The sequence below is a fragment of the Actinoplanes sp. NBRC 101535 genome (genome assembly GCF_030269225.1).
In the GTDB taxonomy this organism is placed as follows: domain Bacteria; phylum Actinomycetota; class Actinomycetes; order Mycobacteriales; family Micromonosporaceae; genus Actinoplanes; species Actinoplanes rectilineatus.
This window is the reverse complement of sequence record NZ_BSSY01000007.1, coordinates 35,424-57,796: the sequence shown is the minus strand read 5'-3', so window position 1 is coordinate 57,796 and position 22,373 is coordinate 35,424. Positions and strand designations below refer to the sequence as shown.

The window sequence follows — 22,373 nt, the reverse complement described above, 5'->3', positions numbered from 1 at the left end:
GGTCCGGCCCCGCAGCCGGACCCACCTGTCAGACGCCGAGGGCGGAGCGGGCCGCGTTGATCTCGGAGAAGAGTTCCTCGTGGCAGTCGAAGCCGCGGTCGATGCAGTCCAGGTCGACGCCACACTCGCGCTGCCGCTGACGTAACAGCGGGTAGTGCGTCACCGACGGCGGGAACGCCAGCGGATCCGCGTCGCGCGGTTCGCCGACCTGCAGCCGGCCGTTGAGAGCATCGCGGCTGATCAGCCCGGCGGTGATGGCCGACGCCCACGTGGTGAACAGGGACGCCACGCTGTCGGCCGCCCGGACCGTGTCCCAGGCGTCCGGGGTGAACTCGTAGCGCCAGACCTCGCCCTCGTGACCCGCGCCCAGCACGAACGTGAAGAGGATCAGGTCGAACCGGAACAGCGGAACCTGCTGCCGCCACGGGAACGGCGTGCCGATCGCGAAACCGAGACTGTCCAGCGCCTCGCCGGGGTCGGCCGGCCAGGGCAGCAGTTCGCCCCCGTCCGGCAGGAGCCGCCGGGAATGCCAGGGCTGCGACTTCAGCCAGGTCAGCGACGCGGGAATCCGGTCGACGGCGAACAGCTCGTGCACGAACGGGTCCGGCGGCGCGGCCGGGGCCTCGGCCGGATCCGGCCAGGCGAGACCGGCGCCGGTCGCCGCCGCCCGGTAGGCGGCGACGGCAGCACGCAGGTCCTGCGGGTCATCGAGCATCAGGGGGCTCCCGGCGCCTGAGGTGTCATACACAGGCTAGCCCCGCCCTGGGAGACCCGGAATCCGAAACTCGGCCCGTTCGCGGCGACCCACGGCTTCACCGGCAGCACGATGAACTTGTCGCCGTCGTCCACGTCGCACTTGCGGTAGAAGGCGGACAGGTCGCTCGCCTGCGGCAGGGACTCCGTGGTCGGCACCGGTTGCAGCGAGGCGACCTGGCCGGACAGGTCGACCGCCTGGTCGGTGGTCCAGAACGGGAACTCGTCGCAGGTCTTGCCGGCGACCCGGCCGGTGCAGGTGTTCGGGATGTAGGCGGCCTCGGTGTCGTACCAGCTGCGGGTGTGTCCCGCGGCGGTGGCCTTCTGTCCCTTGAGGCTGCGGCCCGGGTAGAACCACACCGCCCGGGTCGGCGGCTGCGGGTAACTGCCGTCGCCGAGGGCCACCACGATGTGGGTGCCGGTCTCCTTCATCGGGCGGAGCTGGTAGTTGGTGCCGCCCGGGACGTAGACGGCCAGGTCGTCGTCGCATCCGGCGGTGCCCTGGGTGCCCCGCTGGGCGGTGCACGCGGCGTCGATGATCCGCTTGAGCCGGGCGTCCTCGGCGGAGTCCCACGCGAACGCGAGGTTGTGGTCGACGGTCAGCAGCTTCGTCGTCTTGACGACCTCGGCGTACACCTTGAGGCTGTTGTACCACTCGCCCTCGTCGGCGGCCCAGTTGTCGAAGGTGTCGAAGTCGACGTCGTGGGAGATCGGGTACTCCAGCAGGCCGAGGATGCCGATCTCACCGGGGAACAGGATCTCCAGCAGCGCCCACAGGGCCAGCCCGATGCCGATGCCGGCGGCGGCGACCACCACCCACGAGGTGCCGGCTGCGGCCACCGGGGCGGCGGTGACGAGTTTGACCGCCTGAGCGGGCGGCGACAGCAGCATCGTGCAGGCGGTCGCGGTGCACCAGGTGACGGGCACGACCGGTGCCGGCGCCAGCTTCGCACCGATGCCGGTGCTGGTGGGCAGGGACGCGATCACCGGTCCACGGCCGGTCGGCGCCGCGCCGTACAGCAGCTGGGTGACGTTGTCGGTGCAGTCGAGGACCCGGTCCCCGGACGGCGGCAGGAAGTCGTCGACGCAGCTGCTGTCCCCGGCGGTGTAGCAGCCGGCGAAGAGCAGGGTGCTGCCGGCCGGGACGGTGACGATGTCCCGCGTGTCGGCCGCGATGTAGAAGTCGCCGCCGTTGGAGGCGCACTGGGAGGCCTCGCTGGCCGACAGCTGGACCGCCGAGACCGGGACCTCGTCCACATTGATCATGGTGGTGAAGGTGCCCTCGAGTTCCCGGACCACCGTGCCGTCGGCGGCCAGCGCCTCGACCGAGAACGCGTACAGCGTGTACTCCTCGAGCGGCTCCACCGGGTAGTCGACGGTCGTACACGGGCTGTCGCAGAAGTGGTCGGCGGTGAACTCGTCGTAGAGCAGGCCGTCGAGGTAGACGCGGTAACTCGCCTCGGTGTCCGGGGCGGCCGCCCAGGTGGCGGTGGCTCCGCCCTGTTCCGGGTCGAAGGTGAGGTCGGCATCCGGGTCCGGATCGGCCGGTGCGGCGGTGGTGGTGAACGACGTCGTCGCCGCCGTCTTCGAGCGGTTGCCGGCCAGGTCGACGGCGACCACCGCGACGGTGTGCGTGGAGGACGGTTCAAGACCGTCGATGGTGTACGCCCGGGTGCCGACCGTGGTCCGCTGCGGGGCGCCGCCGTCGACGCTCACGTCGTACCCGGCGAGCCCGTAGTTGTCGGTCGCCGCCTCCCAGGTCGCCTTCGCCCCGGTGGCGGTGATCGCGCTGACCGCGAGCCCGGTCACGTTGCTCGGCGGGATGAGGTCGACGACCTTGACGGTACGGGTGATCTTCGCGTACTTCCGGTGGTCGCCTTCGGCGCGGGCACACAGCACACTGGCGCCCAGGTGGGCCGGGCGCAACCGGGCGGACCAGGAGACGTCGTCGCCGGTCGAGTCCAGGTGCGGGTCCGGGTCGTACCGGAAGTCGGTGGTCGACGCCCGGTCCACCGCAACGTCGATCATCTCGGCGTGGCGGCGCAGGCTGCCCCGAAGGTCGATCTGGCCGTGTTTGTCGACGGCGAGGGTGGTGCCGTCGCGCGGTCCGTCGAGCTGGATCGACGGGTGGTTCACGTCGCGGTCGGTACAGGCCGGCGGTGGTTCTCCCGTCGCCGCGGCGGCCGGCTGGACGACGGCGGTGAGAGGGAGGAGGATCGCGACGGTCAGAGCCGTCGCGCGCAGTGTTCTCCGGAAGGTCACAAGCACACCCCGTTCATTGAACGGCATCAATGTGTACGGGAGCGTACGCCGCCCTGCCGGTCCTCGTTGTCACCTGGGGGACAGTCCTGACCGGATGGACTCCGTCAGTAGGGCGGGAGTTCCACGGGGCATTCCGCCCACTCCCGGCGGCGCAGCTTGCGCAGCAGCAGGGTGTCTCCGGTCCGGGTCAACCGGTCGCGTGTTGCGGCGCGTAACGCCCGCAGGTCGCCCGCGTCGGCGGAGCGTCCGGCGGCGTGCAGGAGATTCACGGCGTACCCGAGAGTGAAGGGATGTTCGGGGCCCTGAACAGCGGCGGCGCGCTCGTGGGCCTGGCGCAGCAGGCGGACGGCGGACGGGCGGTCACCGGCCACGTGACGGTCGACGCCCTGGCCGGCGACCGCGCACAGCGACACCCAATGGTCGGCGCCGAGAACCCGGGCGGCGGCCGGAACCGCCTCGTCGTCGTGGGCAGCGGCGCTCCGGTGATCGCCGGTGTGCCGCTCGGTCGCGGCCGTGTTGATCAACGCTGCGATGGTGGCCGGGTGCCCGTCGCCGTCGATCTCCCGGTGTGCGGCCAGAGTGTCGCGGGACAGCGCCAGCGCCTCGGCGGGGTGACGTTCGCGGAGCGCGTTCGCCGCGGTCATCGCCATCGCCAGGGTCAGCGGATGGTGGTCGCCGCGGTCGTCGCGGCAGCGGGTGAGGGCGCGCCGGGCCAGCGGGATCGCCGCCTCGCTGTCACCCTGGGCGGTCAGCGCCGCGACCTGGGTGCGCATGGTCAGCAGGACGAAGATGTGGGTCGGCCCGATCTGCGCCTCCGCCGCGGCGGCGTCGTCGTCGAGCATCCGCAGGCAGTCCCGGTAGCGGCCCAGGTGATAGAGGTCGATGGCGCAGTTCAGCCGGATCACGACGTAGTCGGGTCCGCGGGCGCCCACCAGTTCCTCCTCCCGCGCCAGGTTCTCCCGGTCCCGGGTGAGCGCCTCCGCGAAACGGCCCAGCATGCGCAGGTTGACCACGAGGTTGTTGACATTGCGCATGGTCTCGGCGCTCGACGGTCCGAAGGTGCGGCGCGAGTCCTCGAGGGTGCGGAGGTCGATCTGGTAGGCGCCACGGTAGACACCGGCGATCCGCAGGCTCGCGCCGTAACTGTTCGCGGCGTACAGGGTGGTCCGGTGGGCGTTGCCCAGCCGCCGGCGGGCCCGTCCGAGGATCTCCTCCAGGAGCTGCTTGGCATATCGGGTGTCGCCGAGTGAACGGGCCGCGTTCGCGAGGACCACCGCCACGGTCAGGGTGTCCTCGTGCCCCGGGCCGAGGCTCTCGGTCCACAGGCCCCACGCCTCCTCGGCGAACTGGCGGCTGCTGTGCAGGTCACCGCGGAACTCCAGGTAGCCCAGATGATGCAGGACCAGCTGCCGGATCCGGTGGCCCGGGCCGGCGAGACAACCGGTGAACCGCAGATGCGGGGTGACCATGGCGTGCACCGGCCAGGTCGCCGGGTCGGCCCAGTCCGGCACGGACGCGTCCGCCGCCGCCAGCAGCACCTGCGCCGAGGTCCGCAGGAGTTCCTGGCGTTCCTCCCCGGCGCGGGCCCGGACCGTCGTGCGGACCAGCCGGTGCAACTGGACGGTGCCGCGTTCGGCGTCGAACCGGGCCAGGGAGAGCCGGCCGATGCTCGCCAGGGCCTGATCGAGCCGCAGCGGATCGGCGAGCAGGTCGCGGGTCTCCGGTGGCAGGTCGTCGTCCGCGCCGAAGGCGAACAGCCGGCGGTCGACGGGTTCCGGGCCGAAGAACGCGGCGAGCTCGAGCAGCCGCACCGCGACCGGATCGGTGCCGGAGAGACGGTCCAAGGTGACTCCCCAGGTCGCGGCCACCGACATCGGGTAGTCGGTGGCCTGGTTCGCGCCGAGCAGGTCCGTGGTCCGGTCGGCGAGGATCCGCAGGTAGTCGCCGACCCGGGTGCCGGACGCGTCCAGCCAGGCCGACGCCTGTTCCAGGGCCAGCGGCAGGTCGCCCAGCTGTTCGGCGAGCCGCACGGCGTCCCGCTCGATCACCCCGGGGTTGCGCCTGTGGACCAGGGCGACGCTCTCGGCCCGGCTCAGCACCTCGACCTCGACGGCCTCCGCGTAACTCGACCAGGTCCGGTCCCGGGACGTGATGATCACCCGGCCGGTCGAGGCCGGTGGGGCGGCCTCCGGGACGTACCGGCGCAGCGCTGCGGGTGACTCGGCGTTGTCGAAGACGATCAGCCAGCGCCGGAACGGCACACCCCGCCGCAGACCGTCCCGGACCCGGGCCACCGTCCGGTCCGAGCTGTCCGGGTCGGCGATGCCCATCGCGGCCGCGATCCGCTGGAACGACGACCGCAGCAGCGCCTGCTGTTCGGCGGGGATCCAGGCCACCAGGTCGAACGACGACTGGTGGCGGTGGGCGTACTCGATGGCGAGCTGGGTCTTGCCGACACCACCGAGACCATGCAGGGCATGGGGTACGAGAACAGTCGCGGTGTGGCTGCCGATCGGCTGGCGATCCAGGGCGGCGAGAAGGTCACCGCGGCCGGTGAAGTGCAGCCCGCGGGGCGGGACGTCGAGCCAGACCGCCGGCGGACCCGGCACCGGCTCCGGGGGCGGCTCGGGCGTGGGCGCCACCGTCAGCTGCGGATCGGTGGCCGGGCGGTCGGCGGCGACCGTGAGGACCACGGTCACGGCGACGATCGCCACCAGCCCGCCGAAGAGCCACGGATCCCAGCCCGAGGTGAGCACGTTCGTCAGCCAGCCACCGACGGCGACGAGCACCGGCAGGGTCCCGACGAGCAGGGGTTTGCGGAGGTGGCGGGACAAACGCGTCATCCTCCCCCGGGGCGACTGACGGCGACCAATATACGCGGCCGTCCGGCTCAGGTGGGGTGGATCATCTGGTGCAGGAACGCCACCCCGGCCGGGACGGTGGCCAGTCCGGCCAGCAGGGACTTGGGGACGTTCTCGCCGGAGACGTAGGTGAGACCGCCGACCACACCGCCCGCCAGCAGGGAGATGCTGAGGATGACGGTGGTGCGCAACGTCAACAGGCCGGGTCGGGTGGGGGTGCTCGGCATGGGGGAACCTTCCTGCGAAACGGGGACGGCACCTCCTGTCGGCGGGACTCGGCGGGTGTTCATGGCGACCGGCTGTCGACAAGCCGACAATGGGCCTCTGGTCACACGTACCGGAGCGGGTTTGGCTTCTGTCGTTGATCTTCCTTAGGTTTGGGGTGAGATGCGTAGACACACCCTCGGCAAGCTGCTCCAGCACGTCCACGTGAACGGGCCGCTGTCGCGTGCCGCCCTCGCCGAGCGGATGGGGGTGAACCGCAGCACGATCCTGGCGCTGACCTCCCAGCTCGCCGCCGCCGGACTGGTCCGGGAGGAACCGCCCACCGACACCACCGGGGCGGGACGGCCGTCGTTCATCGTGCTGCCGCAGTCGCAGCGGGTCTACGTGCTGGCCTTCGACGTGGCGGTGGACCGGCTGGTCGCGGCCCGGGTCGGGCTCGGCGGGCCGGTGCTGGACCGGCGGGAGACGCCGCGCACCCGGGCCGGGGTGGACCTGGACACCGTGGTCGGCAACCTCGCCGCCCTCGGCGAGGAACTGCTGGCCGCGGCGCCACCCGGGGCGGTTTGTGTGGGAATCGGGGCGTCCTACTGCGGGATGATCCGGCCCGGCGACGGAATGGTCCGGTACGGGCCCGAGATGGGCTGGGTCGACCAGGCGTTCGGCGCCGAACTGGAACGGGCGCTCGGCATCGGCCTGCCGGTGGCGGTCGGCAACGAGGCACACATGGGCGCACTCGCCGAAGCGGCCCGCGGCGCGGGCACCGGCTCCCAGAACCTGATCTACCTGCACGGGGACGTCGGGGTGGGCGGCGGTGTCCTGGTCGGCGGGAAACTGCTCGGCGGCGACGGCGGGTACGGCTGCGAAGTCGGGCACATGGTCGTCAACCCGGTCGACGGACGGCCGTGCCTGTGCGGGTCACAAGGCTGCCTCGAGGCGGAGACCGGCGAACACGCGCTGCTGGAGGCGGCCGGCCGCGCCGACGGCCGGACCGGACGGCAGGCGGTCCGGGCGGTGGTCGACGACGCGGCGGCCGGCGACCCGGCGGCGTCCGCAGCGGTGGCCCGGATCGGCGACTGGCTGGGCATCGGCGTCGCCAACCTGATCAACCTGTTCAACCCCGGGGTGGTGATCTTCGGGGGGATGCTGCGTGACGTGTACCAGGTGGCCGAACCACAGGTCGCCAGCCGGATCAAACGGCACGCGATGCCGGTGTCGCGGGACCGGGCCCGGCTGCGACTGTCCGGGCTGGCCGACGACGCGACGCTGATCGGGGCGGCGGACCTGGGGTTCGCGGCGCTCATCGCTGATCCGCTGCGATCCTCCTGAGCCGCGCCGACACGTCGCCGGTCAGAGATGCGCCGTCGCCGCGGTCCTCCTGAGCTGCGCCGAAGCGTCGCCGGTCAGGGGTGCGCCGTGCCCGAAACAGGCGATGCCCACGTCGAGGGCGGCCTGCCGGCGCAGGGAGTCGACCGCGCGGTCGTGGTCGACGTTGAACACCCCGAGGATCACGGTCCCGTCCGGCAGGCGGGCGACGGTGTCACCGGTGAACAGGACCCGCGGCTCCGGCAGGTAGTAGGCGACACTGCCCGGGGTGTGACCGGGCACGTGCACGGCCACCGCGTCGACGCCGCCGAGGTCGATCGTGTCGCCGTCGGTGAGCTCCCGGTCCACCCGCACCGGGCCGGGCAGGACCCGCGGCGGGAGCTGCTCGAACAGCGGCCGTTCCCAGTCGCGCAGGACCGGCGGCGGGCCCGGTTCGAGTCCGCGGATGATCGGGGTCTCGGTGCTGTGCGCGTACACCAGAACGTCGCCCCACCCGGCAATCGCCGCCGCCGAACCGACATGGTCGTCGTGGAAGTGGGTGAGCAGCACCCGGCGCACGTCGCCGGTCCGGAAGCCGAGGCCGGCGATGGCGTCGGCGACGGCCGGGGCCTTGCCGACCTCACCGGTGTCGATCAGGGTGAGGCCGTCCTCCCCCACCCACAGGTAGGCGTGGCCGACCGGGAAGGCCAGCATGTGCAGGCGTGGTTCCAGCGTGACGACGTCCATGCGAGCGACCCTAGGCCGGGCGGCGCCGATCAGCCGCCCCCGTCTGCTGACAGGCGAAATCACGTCTGCCCGGTCGAGCGCGACTCGTCGAGGAAGGCGTCAACTGCCTCGTTGCCCGCGTGCTTTCGCAGTTTGCGCCGCAACAGAACCACCCGATCATCCGCCCGCACGGAGCCCGCTCGGCGGGACAGCCGCAGCGACTTGAGCGCCGCCGCCGCGGCACGGTCCGGTTCGTTCGCCTGTTCCAGAGATTCCGCCATCCATGACTGGTACAGCGCGGTCTCGCGGCCGGTGTCGTCGCCGTAGCCCTCAATGGCCCGTTCCAGGATGGGCACCGCCCGGATCGGGCGGCGCGTCTGAGTCCAGACCCGGCCGGCCATCACCTCGACTTCTTCCGTGGACAGCCAGTACACCCAGTGCGGGTCGACGTCGGTGGCCTTCTGGGAGGCGTAGTCCTTCTCGACTTTCACGAGCGCGGTGTCGGCGGCTTTGACGTCCCCGGCCTGGGCCGCGGCCCAAGCGACCCGTTCGGCGAGCAGCGCTCTGGTCTTGGGGGTGGCGCTGTGGCGGGCGCCGGCGTAAGCCGAACGGGCCAGGTCGAGGGCATGCGTAGCCCTCCCGACGTTCGCGAACTGGTAGGCCAGCGATGAGAGGTTGTTCGCCGCCAGGGCTGCATCGCCGCCGGCGTGCGCTGCCCGCATGCCGATCAGGTAGATCCGCTCGGCCTGCGCATACCGTCCCGCGTCGGAGCTGGTCCAGCCCGCCAGCTGTGCCAGTTCGCCCACCGCGACGAGCAGGCGCCTGCCGACCTCCTCGGGATAGGACCAGTCCCGGAGCAGGCCGATCGTGGCGGCCAGTTCGGCCGTGACCATGGCGTAGGTATGGCTACCGCCTACGTGGTCGTCGAGGAGTCGCAGCTGTTTGACCCGCTTCTGGACCTTGCGCACCATGCCCATACCGATCCGGCGCCCGGCACGGGACTCGGTTACCTGAGGAGACTCGGCGAGCAGCCACTGATGGGCCAGTCGGGAGGCGTTCTCGGCAGTGGGTCTGTTCGCGACCAGATCCGCGGAAAGACGCTCGGCGTCGTCGGGACGCCACAGGCCGCCGTCACGGATCCATGGCGGGCTCAGTATCGCGGCAAGTTCACCGCCAGTGCCAAGCGCCTTGTCGATCAGCTCAACCGTGACCATCGCTGGTGGTGGCCGGGTCCCGCGCTCGATGCGGGTGAGGTGGCCGGGATCGATGAGCGCGGCACGGCCAAGGGCACGCAACGACAGGCCACGTGCTTCGCGATGTCGGCGCAAAGCCGATCCGAACGTCTCCACAAGCCGCCCCCTGCGCTGAGTGTTGCCATTGTTGCCACCTGTGCGCCACCCCGTGTGGCAACGCGGATGCACTTTTGTTCCTTCCGGGTGGTCGGAAGGCTGAAGCAGGGAGCATCCCCACAGAGCTATCCGTACAGGGAGAGACCATGCAGACAGAGGGAATGACCAGCCAGCCGGTCCCGCTCGACGTGCACGTCATCGGGAATCGGGGCGCGGCGATCTTCGCCGCGGTCCAGGCCCACGAGCTGTACGCACGGCTGACCGAGTCGTCGCTGGCCTACAGCGACTGCTGGTTCACCAACACCGGCTTCGCCACGGTGTCGCAGTGGGACCAAGAGAAGGACGCACCCGTCCTGGCAATCGAGGGCCTGAAGGTGCTGGCGCTCAAGGCGGCCGTGTTCGAGGCGACCGGTGACGAAGTGCGAGCGGAGCTGCTCGTGCCGAGCCCGGTCGACGAGATGATCCACGCGATCCTGGCCCAGCCCAACGTGCTGCGCCGCATCGAGGCCGACCTCCGCGTGCAGTTCGTCCACGCGACCGAGCTCGAAGAGTTCAGGTACGAGTTCGGTGGTGAGACCGACGCGCTCTATGAGACCGCCGGCTTCGGGCCGAAGCCGCTGCGGTACTGGCTGCCGGCCTCCGAGGTCGGTCGCCGGCTCGCGGCCATGGAAGCCGGCCTGGAGACGGCAGGCGTGATCGGCTTCGGGAAGCGGACCACGCACAGGTTCGACGACACGGTCGCCCCGGCTGCGGTCTGAACCGGACGGTCAGCGCCGGGCGAGTTCCCGGGAGAGCACCTTGCGCATCGCCGTGACCACCTCGCGGCTCGGGAACCTCTCCAGGGCTTCGCGTTCGGCGCGCGCGACCGCGCCGAATATCTGATCGGGTTCGGCGGTGCGGAGCTTCGCTACCAGCCAGCCCTCCAGGTCCTCGAGGCGGTCCGGTAGTTCCAGCGCCTCCGCGGTGGGTTCCGGCACCGGTGTTGTCTCGGCCGGCATCGGCGCCCCCGCGGAGGCGTACGCGCCGGCTGGCAGGCCGACCCGGTACGGATGCACGCACACCGGGACGCCCCGGTGGTCGGCGCGGTAGCCGAGATCGGGGCGATACGGCATCTGGTGGCCGGGCCTGGCCACCACGTCGAACGCCCCCGGTCCGAGTGACTGCGCCGGGCAGACCCCGCAGGTGTCGTCCGCCCAGGACGGCTTCGGCTCGCTCACACCCTCATCGTAGAAAGCGCCCGGGAGCCTCGACATGACCCAACCGCCCCTGCAACACCCACTCGTCCTCGCCGCCATGGCCGACGCCCGTCGATGGTGTACAGGACACCTCATCGAGGAGAGGCCGGCATTCCGGCACACAGTCGCGGTCGCCCGGACAGTGCTCGAACACGGCGGCACGTCACCGGAGCTGCTTGCGGCCGCGCTGATGCACGACGCTCCCGACCTCGCGCCGGGCGACCTGGACCTCCCGGCATACCTGGCGACGGCGTACGGCCCGGTGACGAATCGCCTGGTCACCGCCCTGCACCAGGAACACGTGGCGCTGAACGAACCCGACCCGACGGTGGACGTCAGTGACCCCGAATTGGTGCTGCTCTCGACAGCCGACAAGGTGGTGGCGTTCCGCGGCAACCTCAGCCGGGCCGATCTCACCGGCGACCGGCCCGCCTACTTCGGTGCGAAGACCGCCATGGTCCGGCTACTCCCCTACTTCCATGAGTTCCAGCGCGCAGGGGTTGGCCTGGTGCCTGCTGCACTGAGTACCGCCTTGGCGGATTCACTCTTGCAGGTGGACGCCGCGATCGCCGAACGCCTGCCGTGATGGCTCAAGCCGGCGCGTGCTTGGCGACGTGCACGGCGAACGGGTCCAGGCCGACTTCGGCGCGCCGCTCGTCCAGGCGGTCCGGGTCCTCGGACGGCCACGGCAGCGGCCGGCCGTTCTCGACACCGGCGATCTGGGTGCCGTAGCGCTGCGGACGCCCCTCGTTGACCAGCACCCGGTCGTGGAGCATGGCCAGCTGGGTGCGGTCGGCGTCGCCGGCGTCCACGGCCGCGGTCATCAGTGCGAGGGCCCGCCGCTGCACGTCGAGTTGCCGGTCCGCGTGCTGTGCCACCAGCCACGCCCGCCGGGCCGCCTCCTCCCCCACGAGGCGCACGCCGGGCCAGCCGTGCTCGTCGATGATCTCGCTGAGCCGGTCGGCGTTGCGGGTGGTGACCCGGCGGTGGGCGAGTTGCGCGGCGGGGTCGCCGCTCAGGGCGCCGGCCTGCAGTTCCCGGTCCTCGTCGGTCATCGTGACCAGTTCTTCCGCGAGTGTCATCGGCCCACCGTAGAACCCCCTTGATCCACTCAAGTCGATAGCCGAGAAGGAATCGATGTTCGTCTTTTTCATAAGCTTGATGAGGCCCCGGACTCCAGATAGACCTCCACGTCATAGAGGAGCCGGACCGGCTCGCCGTTGGTGACGCCGACGAAGACCGGCTCCGCGGCCGGCGTCCGCCCCAGCCGCCAGACCTCGTCGCGCGCGGCATCCCGCGACTCGCGGTGCACCTTTCCCGCCCGATGCAGGTCCAGCACGCGGCGCGCGGTGGCCCTGTCGGCGTCCAGCTGAATCCGCATCACTGGCACGACACACCTCCTTACCAACGTTAAACTGGTTTACCACTGTAATAGGATGCGGGACATGACGGTATGGCTGCGCCCGGAACCGGAACGTCCCCGCCGGGGAGTGCCGCTGACCCGCGACCGGATCGTCGCGACCGCGGTGACGCTGCTCGACGAGCAGGGTGCGGACGGCCTGACGATGCGCAGACTGGCCGAGCGCCTCGCCGTCACGTCGACCGCGCTCTACTGGCACGTCACCACGAAGGACGACGTCCTCGACCTGGCGCTCGACCATGTCTTCGGCGAGGTGTCGCTTCCGGACACCAGCAACGACTGGCGCGCTGACGTGCACGCCCTGACCGCGCGGTGGCGCGCGGTGATGCTCCGCCACGCGTGGGCGCCGGGGCTGATCGGCCGGCCCATGCTCGGCCCGAACGTGCTGGCGCGCACCGAGTTCCTGCAGGCGGCGCTGGTCCGCGGCGGTTTCGCCGACCGCGCGCTGGCCGTGCTCACCCGCGTGGTGGCCAACTACGTGATCGGCGCGGCCGTCACCGAGGCCACCGCGCACCGCGCCGACGCGCAACGGCAGGTGGCCGCCGACCCCGAGACCTACCCGACCCTGATCGCTTCCGGGCATCTCGACGTCGGCCGGTGGAGCGACGACGACCTGTTCGAGCGGGGTCTCGCCGCGATTCTGGCAGCGCCTCAGCCGGGCCCGGAGAAGTAGGCGACCGTCGCGTCGTCCGGGAACCTCAACTCCTGGACCCGGCGGACGACCTCAGCAGGCCCGTCCGTGTCCAGCAGCCTCAGCAGCTCCGGCCAGTCGGTGGCGTGGAAACGGTCGACCAGGCTGCTCGCCCCGTTGCTGAGCAACGCTGCCGACCTGAACGCCGGGCGACTGCCGACGAGCGCCTCCTCGACGACGCTCGGATCGTCCTTGACCACCCAGAATCCGCCCGGACTGTTCCGCCGGGACCGTAGTTCCGCGAGCAGTTCCGCCCGGTCCTCGACGCCCGCATCGAGCCGTTTCTCGATGTCGCCGGCGATGACGACCTCGCGCGGGTCGTGGACCACCACCGGCGGGCCGTCCGGGACGTCGATCAGCGCCACCGCGTCCCCGAGCACCAGCCACTCCGCCCGCCCCTCGGCGAACCGCAGCATCGCCACCGCCCCGAAAGGGCTGCTCCCGTGCGTGACGTCGCACGTGTCCCGGTGCATGTCGGCGACCGCCGTGATCCCCTCGGCCAGCACCTCCCGCAGGCCGGCCGGCTTTCCCAGCCCGCCGGGAAGCAGGCCGGCCGACTTTCCCAGCCCGCCGGGGAGCAGGCCGGCCGGCTGGGACAGCCCACCGAGGAGCATGCCGCCGAGCCGGCGCGCGAACCAGGCCACCCCGTGCCGGCAGACCTCCGCCGCCCCGGGAACACCTCCGGCGCCGTCGACCAGGACCATTCCTCCGGGTACGCCTCCGGCAAAGTCCTCATTGGCCCGCCCCGGATGCCCTCCGGCCGTGGCCATCCGCAGCATCAACGTTTCCCCGCCAGCTCGTCGAACTGTTCCGCCGTCAGCGCCGCCACCGGCAACGCGGTGAGACCGGGCCGGGCCCGCATCCCGTCCAGGATGATGGTCAGGTATCGCCGGTAGAGCTCCGGCCGGACCGGCTGGGCGAACGCCTCCACCCCGCCGAGCATGGTCTCGATGATCGGCAGATCGGTCGGTTCCACGTCGGGCCGCAGCACGCCCGCCTGTTGCGCCCGCCGCACGACCGCGTCCATGGCCGGCACGAACCGTTCCCGGATCCGGGCCACCCGATCGTGCCCGTACGTGTTGTGCAGCAGCACTTCCCGCAGCCCGTGGTCGGCGGCCATCAGCGCGCTGAACCGGCGGAACATCTCGGCGAACCCGTCCCAGGTGTCCGCGCGGGTCAGGGACTCCTCGGCGAGCGCGATCATCCGGTCGAGCTGGTCGTCGAAGAGCGCCTCGACCAGCTCCTCCTTGTTGGCGAACCGGCGGTAGACGGTGCCGACGCCGACACCGGCGTGCCGGGCGATCTCGTCGAGGGTCACGTCCAGTCCACGCTGGGCGAACATCTCGCGGGCGGCCCGCAGCAGCAGCTCACGGTTGCGGGCCGCGTCGGCGCGCAGTGGTCTCGGCGGGCCCGGAGTGCTCATCCCCACACCCTATCAAGCGGAGAGGCAACCTCCGCTTGAGTGCTACGGTGGCGAAGCGGAGAAAGTCTCTCCGCTAAGAGGAGACCCCCATGACCGCTGTCATCGACACGAGGCGAACCCGGCATTTCGCGCTCGTCTACGCCGCCCTGCTGACGGCGATGCTGCTCGGCGCGCTCGACCAGACCATCTTCAGCACCGCCCTGCCGACGATCGTCGGCGAACTCGACGGCCTGGCGCACATGGCCTGGGTGACCACGGCGTACATCCTGGCCGCGACGATCGGCATGCCGGTCTACGGCAAACTCGGCGACCTGATCGGCCGCAAGGTGGTCTTCATCGCCGCGATCGGCTTCTTCGTCGCCGGATCCGTGGTCGCCGCCCTGGCCGGCGGCATGGGGGCTCTGATCGCCGGACGTGCCCTGCAGGGCCTCGGCGGCGGCGGCCTGATGATCATTTCGCAGGCGATCGTGGCCGACCTGGTCCCGCCGCGCGAGCGCGCCAAGTTCCTGGCCCCGATGGGTGCCGTCTTCGGCGTCGCGTCGGTCGCCGGTCCGCTGCTCGGCGGCTGGTTCACCGACGAGCACTCGTGGCGCTGGGCGTTCTGGATCAACGTGCCGCTCGGCCTGCTGGCCATCGCCATCGCCATGGTCGCGCTGCGGCTGCCGTCACACACCGGCGAACGCCCCCGCCTCGATTACCTGGGCACCGTGCTGATGGCGTCCGCGGTCACCTGCACCGTGCTCTTCGCGACCTGGGGCGGCACCGAATACGCCTGGTCCGACCCGATCATCCTCGGACTGGCCGCCGGGGCCGTCGCCGGCTGGGCCGCGTTCCTGCTGGTCCAGCGTCGCGCCGCCGAACCGATCATCCCGCTGCACCTGTTCCGCAACCCGATCTTCGTGGTCGCCACCCTGCTCGGCATGCTCGTGGTCGGCGTCGCGATGTTCGCCGTCGTCGGCTACCTGCCCACCTACCTGCAGATGGTGCACGGCGTCTCGGCCACCGAGTCAGGCCTGCTGATGCTGCCGATGGTGGTCGGCATCATGGTCACCGCCCTGACCTCCGGCGCGCTGCTCGGGCGTACCGGGCGCTACAAGATCTATCCGATCGCCGGCACCGCCCTGCTGATCGTGGACGCCGCCCTGCTCTCCCAGGTCACCGTGAGCACGCCGCTCTGGGTGATCTGCGGATACCTGATGCTCACCGGAGCCGGCATCGGCCTGATGATGCAGACCCTGGTCCTGGCCGTGCAGAACGCCTTCCCGGCCCGCGAGGTCGGCACGGTGACCTCGGCCAACAACTTCTTCCGCGAGATCGGCGCCACCCTGGGCACGGCCGTCGTCGGCGCGGTCTTCGCCGACCGGCTCACCGACCGCCTGGCCACCGCCCTCCCGGTCGGCGCCTCCGGCACGACAGACTCCGCCTCCCTCACCCCGGCACTCGTGAGATCTCTCCCTGACGGGGTACGCGACGCGGTCATCACCGCCTACTCGGACGCTCTCGTCCCGATCTTCGGGTATCTGATCCCGGTCCTGGCGATCGGCCTGATCCTCGCCGTCATGCTCAAGGAGAAGCCCCTCGCCACCACCACCGAGAACTGACCGCACACTCCAACGGCTGGTTCCGCTGTCCCGAACGCGACAGTCCGTGGCCGTCGAGCACCGTGACACCCCAGCTTGAGGTGTGCATTTTCGGCCCTCAACCCGAACCGTCGCGGTGTTCGCCGGCATCGTCCTCTTTACCGCGGGCGCTGCTCTCCCCACCGTGGTCTCGTCGGCGGTCTCCCCACGGGACGTCCCGGTGTCCGCATCCACGGCCGGGACGTCCGCCGGGCTGGTCACCCGCTGGCGACGTCCGATCGGTGACGCCGAGGTCGTCCTGGACGCGCGGTCGGCGAGCCTGGCACTGGTCGGCCTCGATGCGGGATTCTCCGGACGGAACCCCATCGAGGTCGTCGACACCCGTACCGGCGTCTCCCGGTGGACCGGAACGACCGCCGGTACTCCGGTCCGGGACGCGGACTGGCAGCCGGCCGTCACCGCGGGCGGGCTCGCGCTCCTCGCCACGCCCACGACTGTCGAGGCGGTCGATCTCGCCACCGGCCGGAGGGCCTGGGCGACCCGGCCCGGCAGCGGCGCGAATCCGGCCCTGCACCGCGACCTGCTCCGGCAGCACGACCTGGTCCTCCTCGAGACCGGCGACGGCGCCGACGCCCGGGACGCGGAATCCGGTTCCCCACGCTGGAACTGGCGGCACCACGACTGCATCGACCAGTTCTTCGCCGTCGTCACCGGCACGGACGAACCGACGATCCGCTGCGGCGCCACCGTCACCCGGTTGCGGCCCGCGGACGGGACCGAACGCTGGTCCCGGCGGAGCCCGGCCGGGTGCGCACTCGTCGGCACCGCCGGCGGGACCGGTTTCGTCGCGCTCGCCGAGACGTGCGGGAACGTCCCGTGGATCCGGGTCCTGGACGCCGCGACCGGCAGGGAACGCTGGTCCCGCACGACACCGTGGGAGACCGACGACCTCCTGCGCGGCGCCGAGGGCCTGTCGGCGGTCACGGCGGGAACGACGACGCTGCTCCTGACCGGGGAACAGCCGGACGTGCTGTACCGGGCCTCCGACGGCACGGTGGTCCTGCTCCCGACCGGCTCCGGCCCGCTCCCGCCCAGCGGAACGACGCAGGGCGGAACGACGACGGATGGTCTGATCGCCGCACGGGCGGATGGGCGGACGACGACGCTGACCATGATCGACACGGTGACCGGGGCAGCACGGTGGACGCGCGAGGTCCCGTTTCCCGAGGTGGGGCCCCCACTGCGTACCCCCGAAGGGGTTCTGCTCTTCACCGGAGCCGCACCACCGCTGTGGCCGGACCTTCTCGCCCGGGTCGACGAGGACGACGGCGGCCTGACGTTGTCGGCGACCGGCGGCGCCTCCGCCGGCCTGATCGGAACCGGCGCGGACGGAACGCTGCTGGTGGAGACCGGGGCACACGGCCGGAAGACCATCGCCGCGCTGGCACCGGGCGTCGCGGCGGACGGTTTCCTCGACACCCCGGTCGCCGCCGGACGCTGGCCGGACGCCTGTGCACTGCTGACCGCCGCGGACCATCAGGCCGCCTACCGGGGCGCGCGACCGGTGATGCGGCCGGAACCGGTGCTGGGAATGCCCGTGCCGGTCGGCTGCCGGCTGTTGCCGCCCTCGATGGACGGCACCACGGTGACGACGGTGGGCTGGCTGGCGGCGGACGACACCGAGGCGAGCGCGGCGGCGACGGCCCAGGACCGTTCCGGGCGGGCGCCGGAGCCGGTCCGTCTCGGCGCCGCCGGACGGCCGGGCTGGACCTGGACCGGTGACGAGTACGGCGACGACGAGGATCGGAGTGCGCTGTCGGCCGCGGTCGGGCGGTGTGTGGTGACCGTACGCACGTTCGGGGATGGCGGACCCCTGCGGCGACTGGGCGGTGTCGTGGTGGACCGGCTCGCCGCCGACCCGGTCTGCGCGGCGGGCCGGTCGCGATGAGCCGCCGACGGAGAAGGGGTGACCGGGGCGCGGGCCGGCCGGCACCGGAGACGGCCGTGCCCTGGTGGCGGCGGATGCGGACGACGGTCATCGGGGTGATCGTCGCGAGCGTGACGGCGGCGGGCGCGGCCCTCGCGACCGCCGTGGTCAACCAGATCGTGCCGCCACCGGCAGTGCCGGCGACACCGGAACCCACACCCGCGCCGGGCAGCGGGTTCCAGGCCGCGGTGGCCACCATCCCCGACTGCGGGCAGGTCTACGCCCTCGACCGGGTCGTCGATCCGCGTACCGGCGCCGCACCGCTGCTCGCCCTGGACGGGTCGTCCGCGCCGGCCTTCGACGACTTCCTGGCCCGGGAGAAGGCATCCCCGGTCGGGCGGATCACCGTCGAAATGGTCTTCACCGGCCTGTTCCCCAGCCCCACCCGCATCCTGGGGGTCCGGGTGGACGGCCTGCGCCAGGGCCCGAACAGCGCCGGCACGAGCATGACCACCGCCTGCGAGGGTGACTCCTCGACCCGGGCGGTCACCCTCGACATGGACACGGCGCCCCGATCGCTGCGGCAGGCGGGCCGACCGTACTTCGACGGGCACGACCTGGACGTCTCGATCGTGGACCGCGAGACGCTGCGGATCACGGTCACCGCACGCCGGCACGGTTACAGCTGGTTCTTCGCGATCGACCACATCGACGGCGCGGGCAAGCAGGTCACCGATTACCTCGACGTCCACGGGACGCTTCACGGCGAGCGTCACGAGGTGAGGGAGGACGGCCGCTTCCGGATCACCGGCACGGCGGGCACCTACGGGGCCAGCTACGTCGAAGACGGCGCGCGATTCCGGCTCAGCAGCTGAACCGGCCCGCCGAACGTGTACGTGTGGCGACCCTGCTGTACCGGCTGGGCCGGTTCTCGTACCGGCGGCGGAAGCTGACCCTTGCAGGTTGGGCGCTGCTGCTCGTCCTGTTCGGGGTCGGTGCGGCCACCCTGTCCGGTCCGACGAGTGCGGCCTTCAGCATCCCCGGGACCGAGTCGTCGCGGGCGATGGACGTGCTGGCCGACAAGTTCGGGGCCGGCTCTGATGCGGCCTCGGCCAAGGCGGTGTTCACCGTCGGCGCTGGTGCCACGGTGACCGGCGCGTCGGAGAGGACCGCGATCGAGGCCGCGGTCGCCGCCCTCGGACAAGCGCCGAAGGTGGCCGCGGTGTCCGACCCGTACACCAGCCAGGCGATCTCGCAGGACCAGCGCACCGCGTACGCGACGATCACCTACTCGGTGCCGGTGACCGACGTCAGCGTCGCCGAACGGGAGGACCTGCTCGCCGCCGGGCGCAGTTCCGGGGCCACCGTCGAGTACTCCGGCGAGGTCACCAAGACGGTCGAGGAGAGCCACGCGGCCGAGGCGATCGGCATCCTGGTCGCCGCGCTCGTCCTGGTCGTCACGTTCGGTTCGCTCGTCGCCGCTGGACTCCCGCTGGTCACCGCCCTGGTCGGGGTGGGCGTCGGGATGCTCGGCATCCAGATCGCCACCGGTTTCCTGGACCTGTCCAGTTCCACGTCGGCGCTGGCCACCATGCTCGGCCTGGCGGTCGGCATCGACTACGCGCTGTTCGTGGTCTCCCGCTACCGCCACGAGATCGCCGAGGGGCACGACGGCGAGGAGTCGGCCGGACGGGCGGTCGGCACGGCCGGCTCGGCCGTCGTCTTCGCCGGCCTGACCGTGATCATCGCGTTGGTGGCGCTCTCCGTCACCGGGGTGCCGTTCCTGACCGCGATGGGCGTCGCCGCCGCGGGCACCGTGGCCGTCGCCGTGCTGATCACGTTGAGTCTGGTGCCGGCCGTCGTCGGCTTCGCCGGGCTGAGGATCCTGCCGAAGAGGCACCGGGCCGACCCGGCCGCGGTCGAGCACCGCTCGAAGGTGCCGTTCGGTGAGCGGTACGCCCGCAACGTGCTCCGGCACCGCTGGATCGCGCTGGCCGGTGCCCTGGTGGTGATCGCTCTGGTGGCCGTCCCGGCGATGGACCTGCGGCTGGCCCTGCCCGACGACAGCACCGCCGCCGAGGACTCCACCCAGCGCAAGGCGTACGACCAGCTGGCCGCCGCATTCGGCGCCGGGTTCAACGGGCCACTGATCGTGGTCGTGGAAGCCGCCGCCGGGGCCGCGCAGACCGCCGCCGAACAGGCCCAGGAGGTGATCGCGGAACTCGACGACGTCGTGCTGGTCACCCCGCCGACGCTCGCCCCGGCCGGCGACACCGCGATGCTCACCGTCATCCCGAACAGCGGCGCCACCAGCGAGGCCACCAAGGACCTGGTCCGCGACATCCGCGACCACGCGAAAACCGTCACCGGCGCGACCCTGGCCGTCACCGGAGCGACAGCGGTCAACATCGACGTGTCCGACACGCTCACCGATGCGCTCATCCCGTACCTCGGCATCGTGGTCGGTCTTGCCTTCGTGCTGTTGATGCTGGTGTTCCGCAGCATCCTGGTGCCGCTGAAGGCGACGATCGGGTTCCTGCTCAGCGTGGCGGCCGCGTTCGGCGCGCTGGTCAGCGTCTTCCAGCAGGGGCATCTGGCCGGGCTGATCGGGCTGACGACCACCGGGCCGTTGGTCAGCATCATGCCGATCTTCCTGATCGGGATCCTGTTCGGCCTGGCCATGGACTACGAGGTCTTCCTGGTGACCCGGGCCCGTGAGGAGTACGTGCACGGCGCCGCCCCGGACGACGCGGTGATCAGCGGCATGCGGCACGGCGCTCGCGTCGTCACCGCCGCCGCGCTGATCATGATGAGCGTATTCGCGGGCTTCATCCTGGCCACCGACACGATCGTCAAGTCGCTCGGCTTCTCGCTGGCGTTCGGGGTGGCGGTCGACGCGTTCCTGGTCCGGATGACGATCGTCCCGGCCGTCCTCTCGCTGATGGGACGCGCCGCCTGGTGGATCCCGGCCTGGCTGGACCGGATCATGCCGGACGTCGACGTCGAGGGCGAGGAGTTGACCCGGCGCCTGGCCGCATCCGGTCAGCCGCACGGTCACGGGGATCCGCAGATGCCCGCGGCCGCGTGATGCGCCACCTCCCCCGGCTGGCAGCGGCCTTGTTGCTCCTGGTCGCGGGCTGTTCCGAGGCGCACCCGGCGGCGTCGCCCTCCGCGGCGGCGTCGGCACCGGCCTGCCGCACCGAGTTGCCGGAGACGACCAGCGGGCTGCTGCAGGTCCGCCAGGTCTGGCCGGACAGCCCGGACGACGTCCATGACTACTCTGCTGCGGCGTACGATGCGGCGGCCTGCACGGCGACGCCGAGTCCGGTCGACTGCGCCCACCCGTTCCCGTGGATCGCCGGGACCGTCACGCAGACCGATGCCGTCCTGGGCGCGATGGGTGTGGCGTACGTCCACGAGGCCACCCTGACCCGGGGATCGTCGACGGTCCGCGAGGTGGTGCTGACACTGCGCGGCACGGCCGAGGCGGAGGATCACCCGTTGATGCAGGTCGGGCTGCGATGCGGGGCGATGACCCACGATCTGCCGGTGCTGGCGTTCCAGCTGCCGGTGGGGTCCGACGACACCGGCGGCACCGGAATCCTGGCCGCCTCCAGTGACAAGATCCTCTGGCTGGCGTTCACCGAGGGTGACTGGACCGAGGCGGAGGAACTCCGCGTCACCAAGCTTGCCCTCAGCGTTCTGTAGCGGACGACCGGTAGCGGCCCGGCGCGGCTCCGTGCGAGCGGGTGAAGGCGCGGCTGAACGCGGGCACCGACTGATAGCCGACCGCCGCGGCGATCGACTCCACCGACTGGCGGGTGCGGCGCAGGCGGGCGGCCGCCAGGTCCATCCGCCACTGGGTCAGGTAGGCGCCGGGGCTCTGCCCGACGGCCGCCGGGAACCGCCGGGACAGCGTCGCCCGGGACACCGCGATCGCGGTGGCCAGCGACGCGGTCGTCCACGGCCGGGCCGGGTCGGCGTGCAGGTGCTCCAGGGCGCGACGCACGATCGGATCGTCGAGCATGCCCAGCCAGGTGCCGCGCTGCTCGGCCGGCCGGGTCGACAGCCAGGCCCGCAACAGTTGGATCATCACCACGTCGACCAGGCTGTTCAGGACGGCGGTGGAGGCGATCTGCGGGTCGGCGAGTTCCCGGCCCAGCATCCGGACCGTGTCGTCGAACCCGGCCGCCCCCGCGTCGGCGCGCACGTGGATGAGCTCCGGAAGCGTGAACAGCAGCTGGGTCCGGGCGGTGTGGTCGCAGTCGTACTGGATGGTGACGGCCCGGGTCCGCGGAACCCCGTCGCCGAGCCGGATCGCCGCACCGGTCCGGCGGGCCTCGGCCAGCGCCACCGGATCGCAGACCACCGGCAGTGACCGGGGATCGTCACCGAGGGTGTGCGGGATCCCGGCCGCCAGCAGCACCACGTCACCGGCGAGCAGTTCGAGCGGTTCGTGCCCGGACCGGGTCAGCCACGCGCTACCGGCCGTGATCGCGTGCAGCGCCGCACCCGGGTAGTCGTCGTTGAGGAGCGCCCAGGTGCCGCCCGCCTCGATCCGGGCGCCGATCGTGCCGGTGACCCCGGAGACCTCGAGCACCTCAGCAACCACATCCATG

General features: G+C 71.7%; 21 protein-coding genes. 9 read left to right on the top strand and 12 right to left on the bottom strand.

Features of this window, described 5'->3' with window-relative positions:
- Window positions 1-28: 28 nt before the first annotated feature.
- The 4 genes from QSK32_RS20560 to QSK32_RS20545 all read right to left on the bottom strand — a co-directional run bounded on the left by QSK32_RS20560 (window position 29) and on the right by QSK32_RS20545 (window position 6,103).
- Window positions 29-715, bottom strand: a complete 687-nt coding sequence (locus tag QSK32_RS20560; protein WP_285472795.1) for a hypothetical protein — start codon at window positions 713-715, stop codon at window positions 29-31.
- On the bottom strand, window positions 715-3,015 hold the full coding sequence (locus tag QSK32_RS20555; RefSeq protein WP_285472794.1) for a NucA/NucB deoxyribonuclease domain-containing protein: 2,301 nt from the start codon (window positions 3,013-3,015) through the stop codon (window positions 715-717). The genes QSK32_RS20560 and QSK32_RS20555 overlap by 1 nt, the downstream gene beginning before the upstream one ends.
- A 104-nt stretch (window positions 3,016-3,119) precedes the next feature.
- Window positions 3,120-5,849 (bottom strand): FxSxx-COOH system tetratricopeptide repeat protein, encoded by a 2,730-nt coding sequence (gene fxsT, locus QSK32_RS20550; protein WP_285472793.1) that lies wholly within the window; start codon window positions 5,847-5,849, stop codon window positions 3,120-3,122.
- A gap of 56 nt (window positions 5,850-5,905) precedes the next feature.
- A complete protein-coding gene (locus QSK32_RS20545; RefSeq protein ID WP_052720486.1) occupies window positions 5,906-6,103 on the bottom strand; it encodes a hypothetical protein in 198 nt (65 codons plus the stop codon).
- A gap of 160 nt (window positions 6,104-6,263) precedes the next feature.
- Here QSK32_RS20545 and QSK32_RS20540 point away from each other — a divergent pair, with 160 nt between their 5' ends.
- Window positions 6,264-7,427: an ROK family transcriptional regulator gene (locus QSK32_RS20540; RefSeq protein ID WP_045742703.1), complete on the top strand. Its 1,164-nt coding sequence runs from the start codon at window positions 6,264-6,266 to the stop codon at window positions 7,425-7,427.
- A 21-nt stretch (window positions 7,428-7,448) separates the two neighbouring features.
- On the opposite strand, the gene QSK32_RS20535 is transcribed toward QSK32_RS20540, so the two are convergent.
- Together QSK32_RS20535 and QSK32_RS20530 are read right to left on the bottom strand one after the other, a co-directional pair.
- Window positions 7,449-8,150, bottom strand: coding sequence for an MBL fold metallo-hydrolase (locus QSK32_RS20535; protein WP_285472792.1), 702 nt, complete (start codon window positions 8,148-8,150; stop codon window positions 7,449-7,451).
- 59 nt (window positions 8,151-8,209) lie between these two features.
- A complete protein-coding gene (locus tag QSK32_RS20530) occupies window positions 8,210-9,478 on the bottom strand; it encodes a helix-turn-helix domain-containing protein (RefSeq protein WP_285472791.1) in 1,269 nt (422 codons plus the stop codon).
- Window positions 9,479-9,624: 146 nt separating this feature from the next.
- On the opposite strand from QSK32_RS20530, the gene QSK32_RS20525 reads away from it, so the two are divergent.
- Window positions 9,625-10,236 carry a hypothetical protein gene (locus tag QSK32_RS20525; protein WP_285472790.1) on the top strand — a complete coding sequence of 204 codons (612 nt, stop codon included), beginning with the start codon at window positions 9,625-9,627 and terminating at the stop codon, window positions 10,234-10,236.
- 9 nt (window positions 10,237-10,245) lie between these two features.
- On the opposite strand, the gene QSK32_RS20520 is transcribed toward QSK32_RS20525, so the two are convergent.
- Window positions 10,246-10,731: a hypothetical protein gene (locus QSK32_RS20520; protein WP_285472789.1), complete on the bottom strand. Its 486-nt coding sequence runs from the start codon at window positions 10,729-10,731 to the stop codon at window positions 10,246-10,248.
- On the opposite strand from QSK32_RS20520, the gene QSK32_RS20515 reads away from it, so the two are divergent.
- The gene (locus QSK32_RS20515) at window positions 10,730-11,299 is read left to right on the top strand and encodes an HD domain-containing protein (protein WP_285472788.1); all 570 of its coding nucleotides are present in this window, start codon (window positions 10,730-10,732) and stop codon (window positions 11,297-11,299) included. The two genes, QSK32_RS20520 and QSK32_RS20515, sit on opposite strands and share 2 nt — an antisense overlap.
- Before the next feature lie 4 nt (window positions 11,300-11,303).
- Here QSK32_RS20515 and QSK32_RS20510 read toward each other — a convergent pair whose 3' ends face one another.
- Both QSK32_RS20510 and QSK32_RS20505 read right to left on the bottom strand, forming a co-directional pair.
- On the bottom strand, window positions 11,304-11,795 hold the full coding sequence (locus QSK32_RS20510) for a DUF6624 domain-containing protein (protein WP_285472787.1): 492 nt from the start codon (window positions 11,793-11,795) through the stop codon (window positions 11,304-11,306).
- Between the two features lie 68 nt (window positions 11,796-11,863).
- On the bottom strand, window positions 11,864-12,094 hold the full coding sequence (locus tag QSK32_RS20505; protein ID WP_083449033.1) for a hypothetical protein: 231 nt from the start codon (window positions 12,092-12,094) through the stop codon (window positions 11,864-11,866).
- Window positions 12,095-12,158: 64 nt separating this feature from the next.
- Here QSK32_RS20505 and QSK32_RS20500 point away from each other — a divergent pair, with 64 nt between their 5' ends.
- Window positions 12,159-12,806: a TetR/AcrR family transcriptional regulator gene (locus QSK32_RS20500; protein WP_083449034.1), complete on the top strand. Its 648-nt coding sequence runs from the start codon at window positions 12,159-12,161 to the stop codon at window positions 12,804-12,806.
- Here QSK32_RS20500 and QSK32_RS20495 read toward each other — a convergent pair.
- Both QSK32_RS20495 and QSK32_RS20490 read right to left on the bottom strand, forming a co-directional pair.
- Window positions 12,785-13,594, bottom strand: coding sequence for a hypothetical protein (locus QSK32_RS20495; RefSeq protein ID WP_285472786.1), 810 nt, complete (start codon window positions 13,592-13,594; stop codon window positions 12,785-12,787). The two genes, QSK32_RS20500 and QSK32_RS20495, sit on opposite strands and share 22 nt — an antisense overlap.
- 8 nt (window positions 13,595-13,602) lie before the next feature.
- The gene (locus QSK32_RS20490; RefSeq protein WP_285472785.1) at window positions 13,603-14,247 is read right to left on the bottom strand and encodes a TetR/AcrR family transcriptional regulator; all 645 of its coding nucleotides are present in this window, start codon (window positions 14,245-14,247) and stop codon (window positions 13,603-13,605) included.
- 89 nt (window positions 14,248-14,336) lie between these two features.
- On the opposite strand from QSK32_RS20490, the gene QSK32_RS20485 reads away from it, so the two are divergent.
- From QSK32_RS20485 to QSK32_RS20465, 5 genes are all read left to right on the top strand, one after another.
- A complete protein-coding gene (locus QSK32_RS20485) occupies window positions 14,337-15,848 on the top strand; it encodes an MDR family MFS transporter (protein ID WP_285472784.1) in 1,512 nt (503 codons plus the stop codon).
- Window positions 15,849-16,047: 199 nt separating this feature from the next.
- Entirely contained in the window at window positions 16,048-17,775 is a 1,728-nt protein-coding gene (locus tag QSK32_RS20480) for an outer membrane protein assembly factor BamB family protein (RefSeq protein ID WP_285472783.1), read from the top strand.
- A gap of 74 nt (window positions 17,776-17,849) precedes the next feature.
- Complete coding sequence (locus tag QSK32_RS20475) at window positions 17,850-18,629, top strand: hypothetical protein (protein WP_157411030.1); 780 nt, start codon at window positions 17,850-17,852, stop codon at window positions 18,627-18,629.
- Between the two features lie 23 nt (window positions 18,630-18,652).
- Window positions 18,653-20,842 carry an MMPL family transporter gene (locus tag QSK32_RS20470; RefSeq protein WP_285472782.1) on the top strand — a complete coding sequence of 730 codons (2,190 nt, stop codon included), beginning with the start codon at window positions 18,653-18,655 and terminating at the stop codon, window positions 20,840-20,842.
- Window positions 20,839-21,462, top strand: a complete 624-nt coding sequence (locus QSK32_RS20465) for a hypothetical protein (protein ID WP_285472781.1) — start codon at window positions 20,839-20,841, stop codon at window positions 21,460-21,462. The genes QSK32_RS20470 and QSK32_RS20465 overlap by 4 nt, the downstream gene beginning before the upstream one ends.
- Here QSK32_RS20465 and QSK32_RS20460 read toward each other — a convergent pair.
- Window positions 21,449-22,372, bottom strand: coding sequence for an AraC family transcriptional regulator (locus QSK32_RS20460; RefSeq protein ID WP_285472780.1), 924 nt, complete (start codon window positions 22,370-22,372; stop codon window positions 21,449-21,451). The genes QSK32_RS20465 and QSK32_RS20460 overlap by 14 nt on opposite strands.
- Window position 22,373 lies beyond the last annotated feature (1 nt).

What these genes read in the sequence shown, in the direction of transcription:
- QSK32_RS20495 (WP_285472786.1), bottom strand. Translation starts at nt 13,594, where the DNA reads ATGGCCACGGCCGGAGGGCATCCGGGGCGGGCCAATGAGGACTTTGCC.
- QSK32_RS20515 (WP_285472788.1), top strand. Translation starts at nt 10,730, where the DNA reads ATGACCCAACCGCCCCTGCAACACCCACTCGTCCTCGCCGCCATGGCC.
- QSK32_RS20505 (WP_083449033.1), bottom strand. Translation starts at nt 12,094, where the DNA reads ATGCGGATTCAGCTGGACGCCGACAGGGCCACCGCGCGCCGCGTGCTG.
- QSK32_RS20490 (WP_285472785.1), bottom strand. Translation starts at nt 14,247, where the DNA reads ATGAGCACTCCGGGCCCGCCGAGACCACTGCGCGCCGACGCGGCCCGC.
- QSK32_RS20485 (WP_285472784.1), top strand. Translation starts at nt 14,337, where the DNA reads ATGACCGCTGTCATCGACACGAGGCGAACCCGGCATTTCGCGCTCGTC.
- QSK32_RS20460 (WP_285472780.1), bottom strand. Translation starts at nt 22,372, where the DNA reads ATGGATGTGGTTGCTGAGGTGCTCGAGGTCTCCGGGGTCACCGGCACG.
- QSK32_RS20525 (WP_285472790.1), top strand. Translation starts at nt 9,625, where the DNA reads ATGCAGACAGAGGGAATGACCAGCCAGCCGGTCCCGCTCGACGTGCAC.
- QSK32_RS20535 (WP_285472792.1), bottom strand. Translation starts at nt 8,150, where the DNA reads ATGGACGTCGTCACGCTGGAACCACGCCTGCACATGCTGGCCTTCCCG.
- QSK32_RS20500 (WP_083449034.1), top strand. Translation starts at nt 12,159, where the DNA reads ATGACGGTATGGCTGCGCCCGGAACCGGAACGTCCCCGCCGGGGAGTG.
- QSK32_RS20545 (WP_052720486.1), bottom strand. Translation starts at nt 6,103, where the DNA reads ATGCCGAGCACCCCCACCCGACCCGGCCTGTTGACGTTGCGCACCACC.
- QSK32_RS20475 (WP_157411030.1), top strand. Translation starts at nt 17,850, where the DNA reads ATGCGGACGACGGTCATCGGGGTGATCGTCGCGAGCGTGACGGCGGCG.
- QSK32_RS20560 (WP_285472795.1), bottom strand. Translation starts at nt 715, where the DNA reads ATGCTCGATGACCCGCAGGACCTGCGTGCTGCCGTCGCCGCCTACCGG.
- QSK32_RS20540 (WP_045742703.1), top strand. Translation starts at nt 6,264, where the DNA reads ATGCGTAGACACACCCTCGGCAAGCTGCTCCAGCACGTCCACGTGAAC.
- QSK32_RS20510 (WP_285472787.1), bottom strand. Translation starts at nt 11,795, where the DNA reads ATGACACTCGCGGAAGAACTGGTCACGATGACCGACGAGGACCGGGAA.
- QSK32_RS20520 (WP_285472789.1), bottom strand. Translation starts at nt 10,731, where the DNA reads ATGTCGAGGCTCCCGGGCGCTTTCTACGATGAGGGTGTGAGCGAGCCG.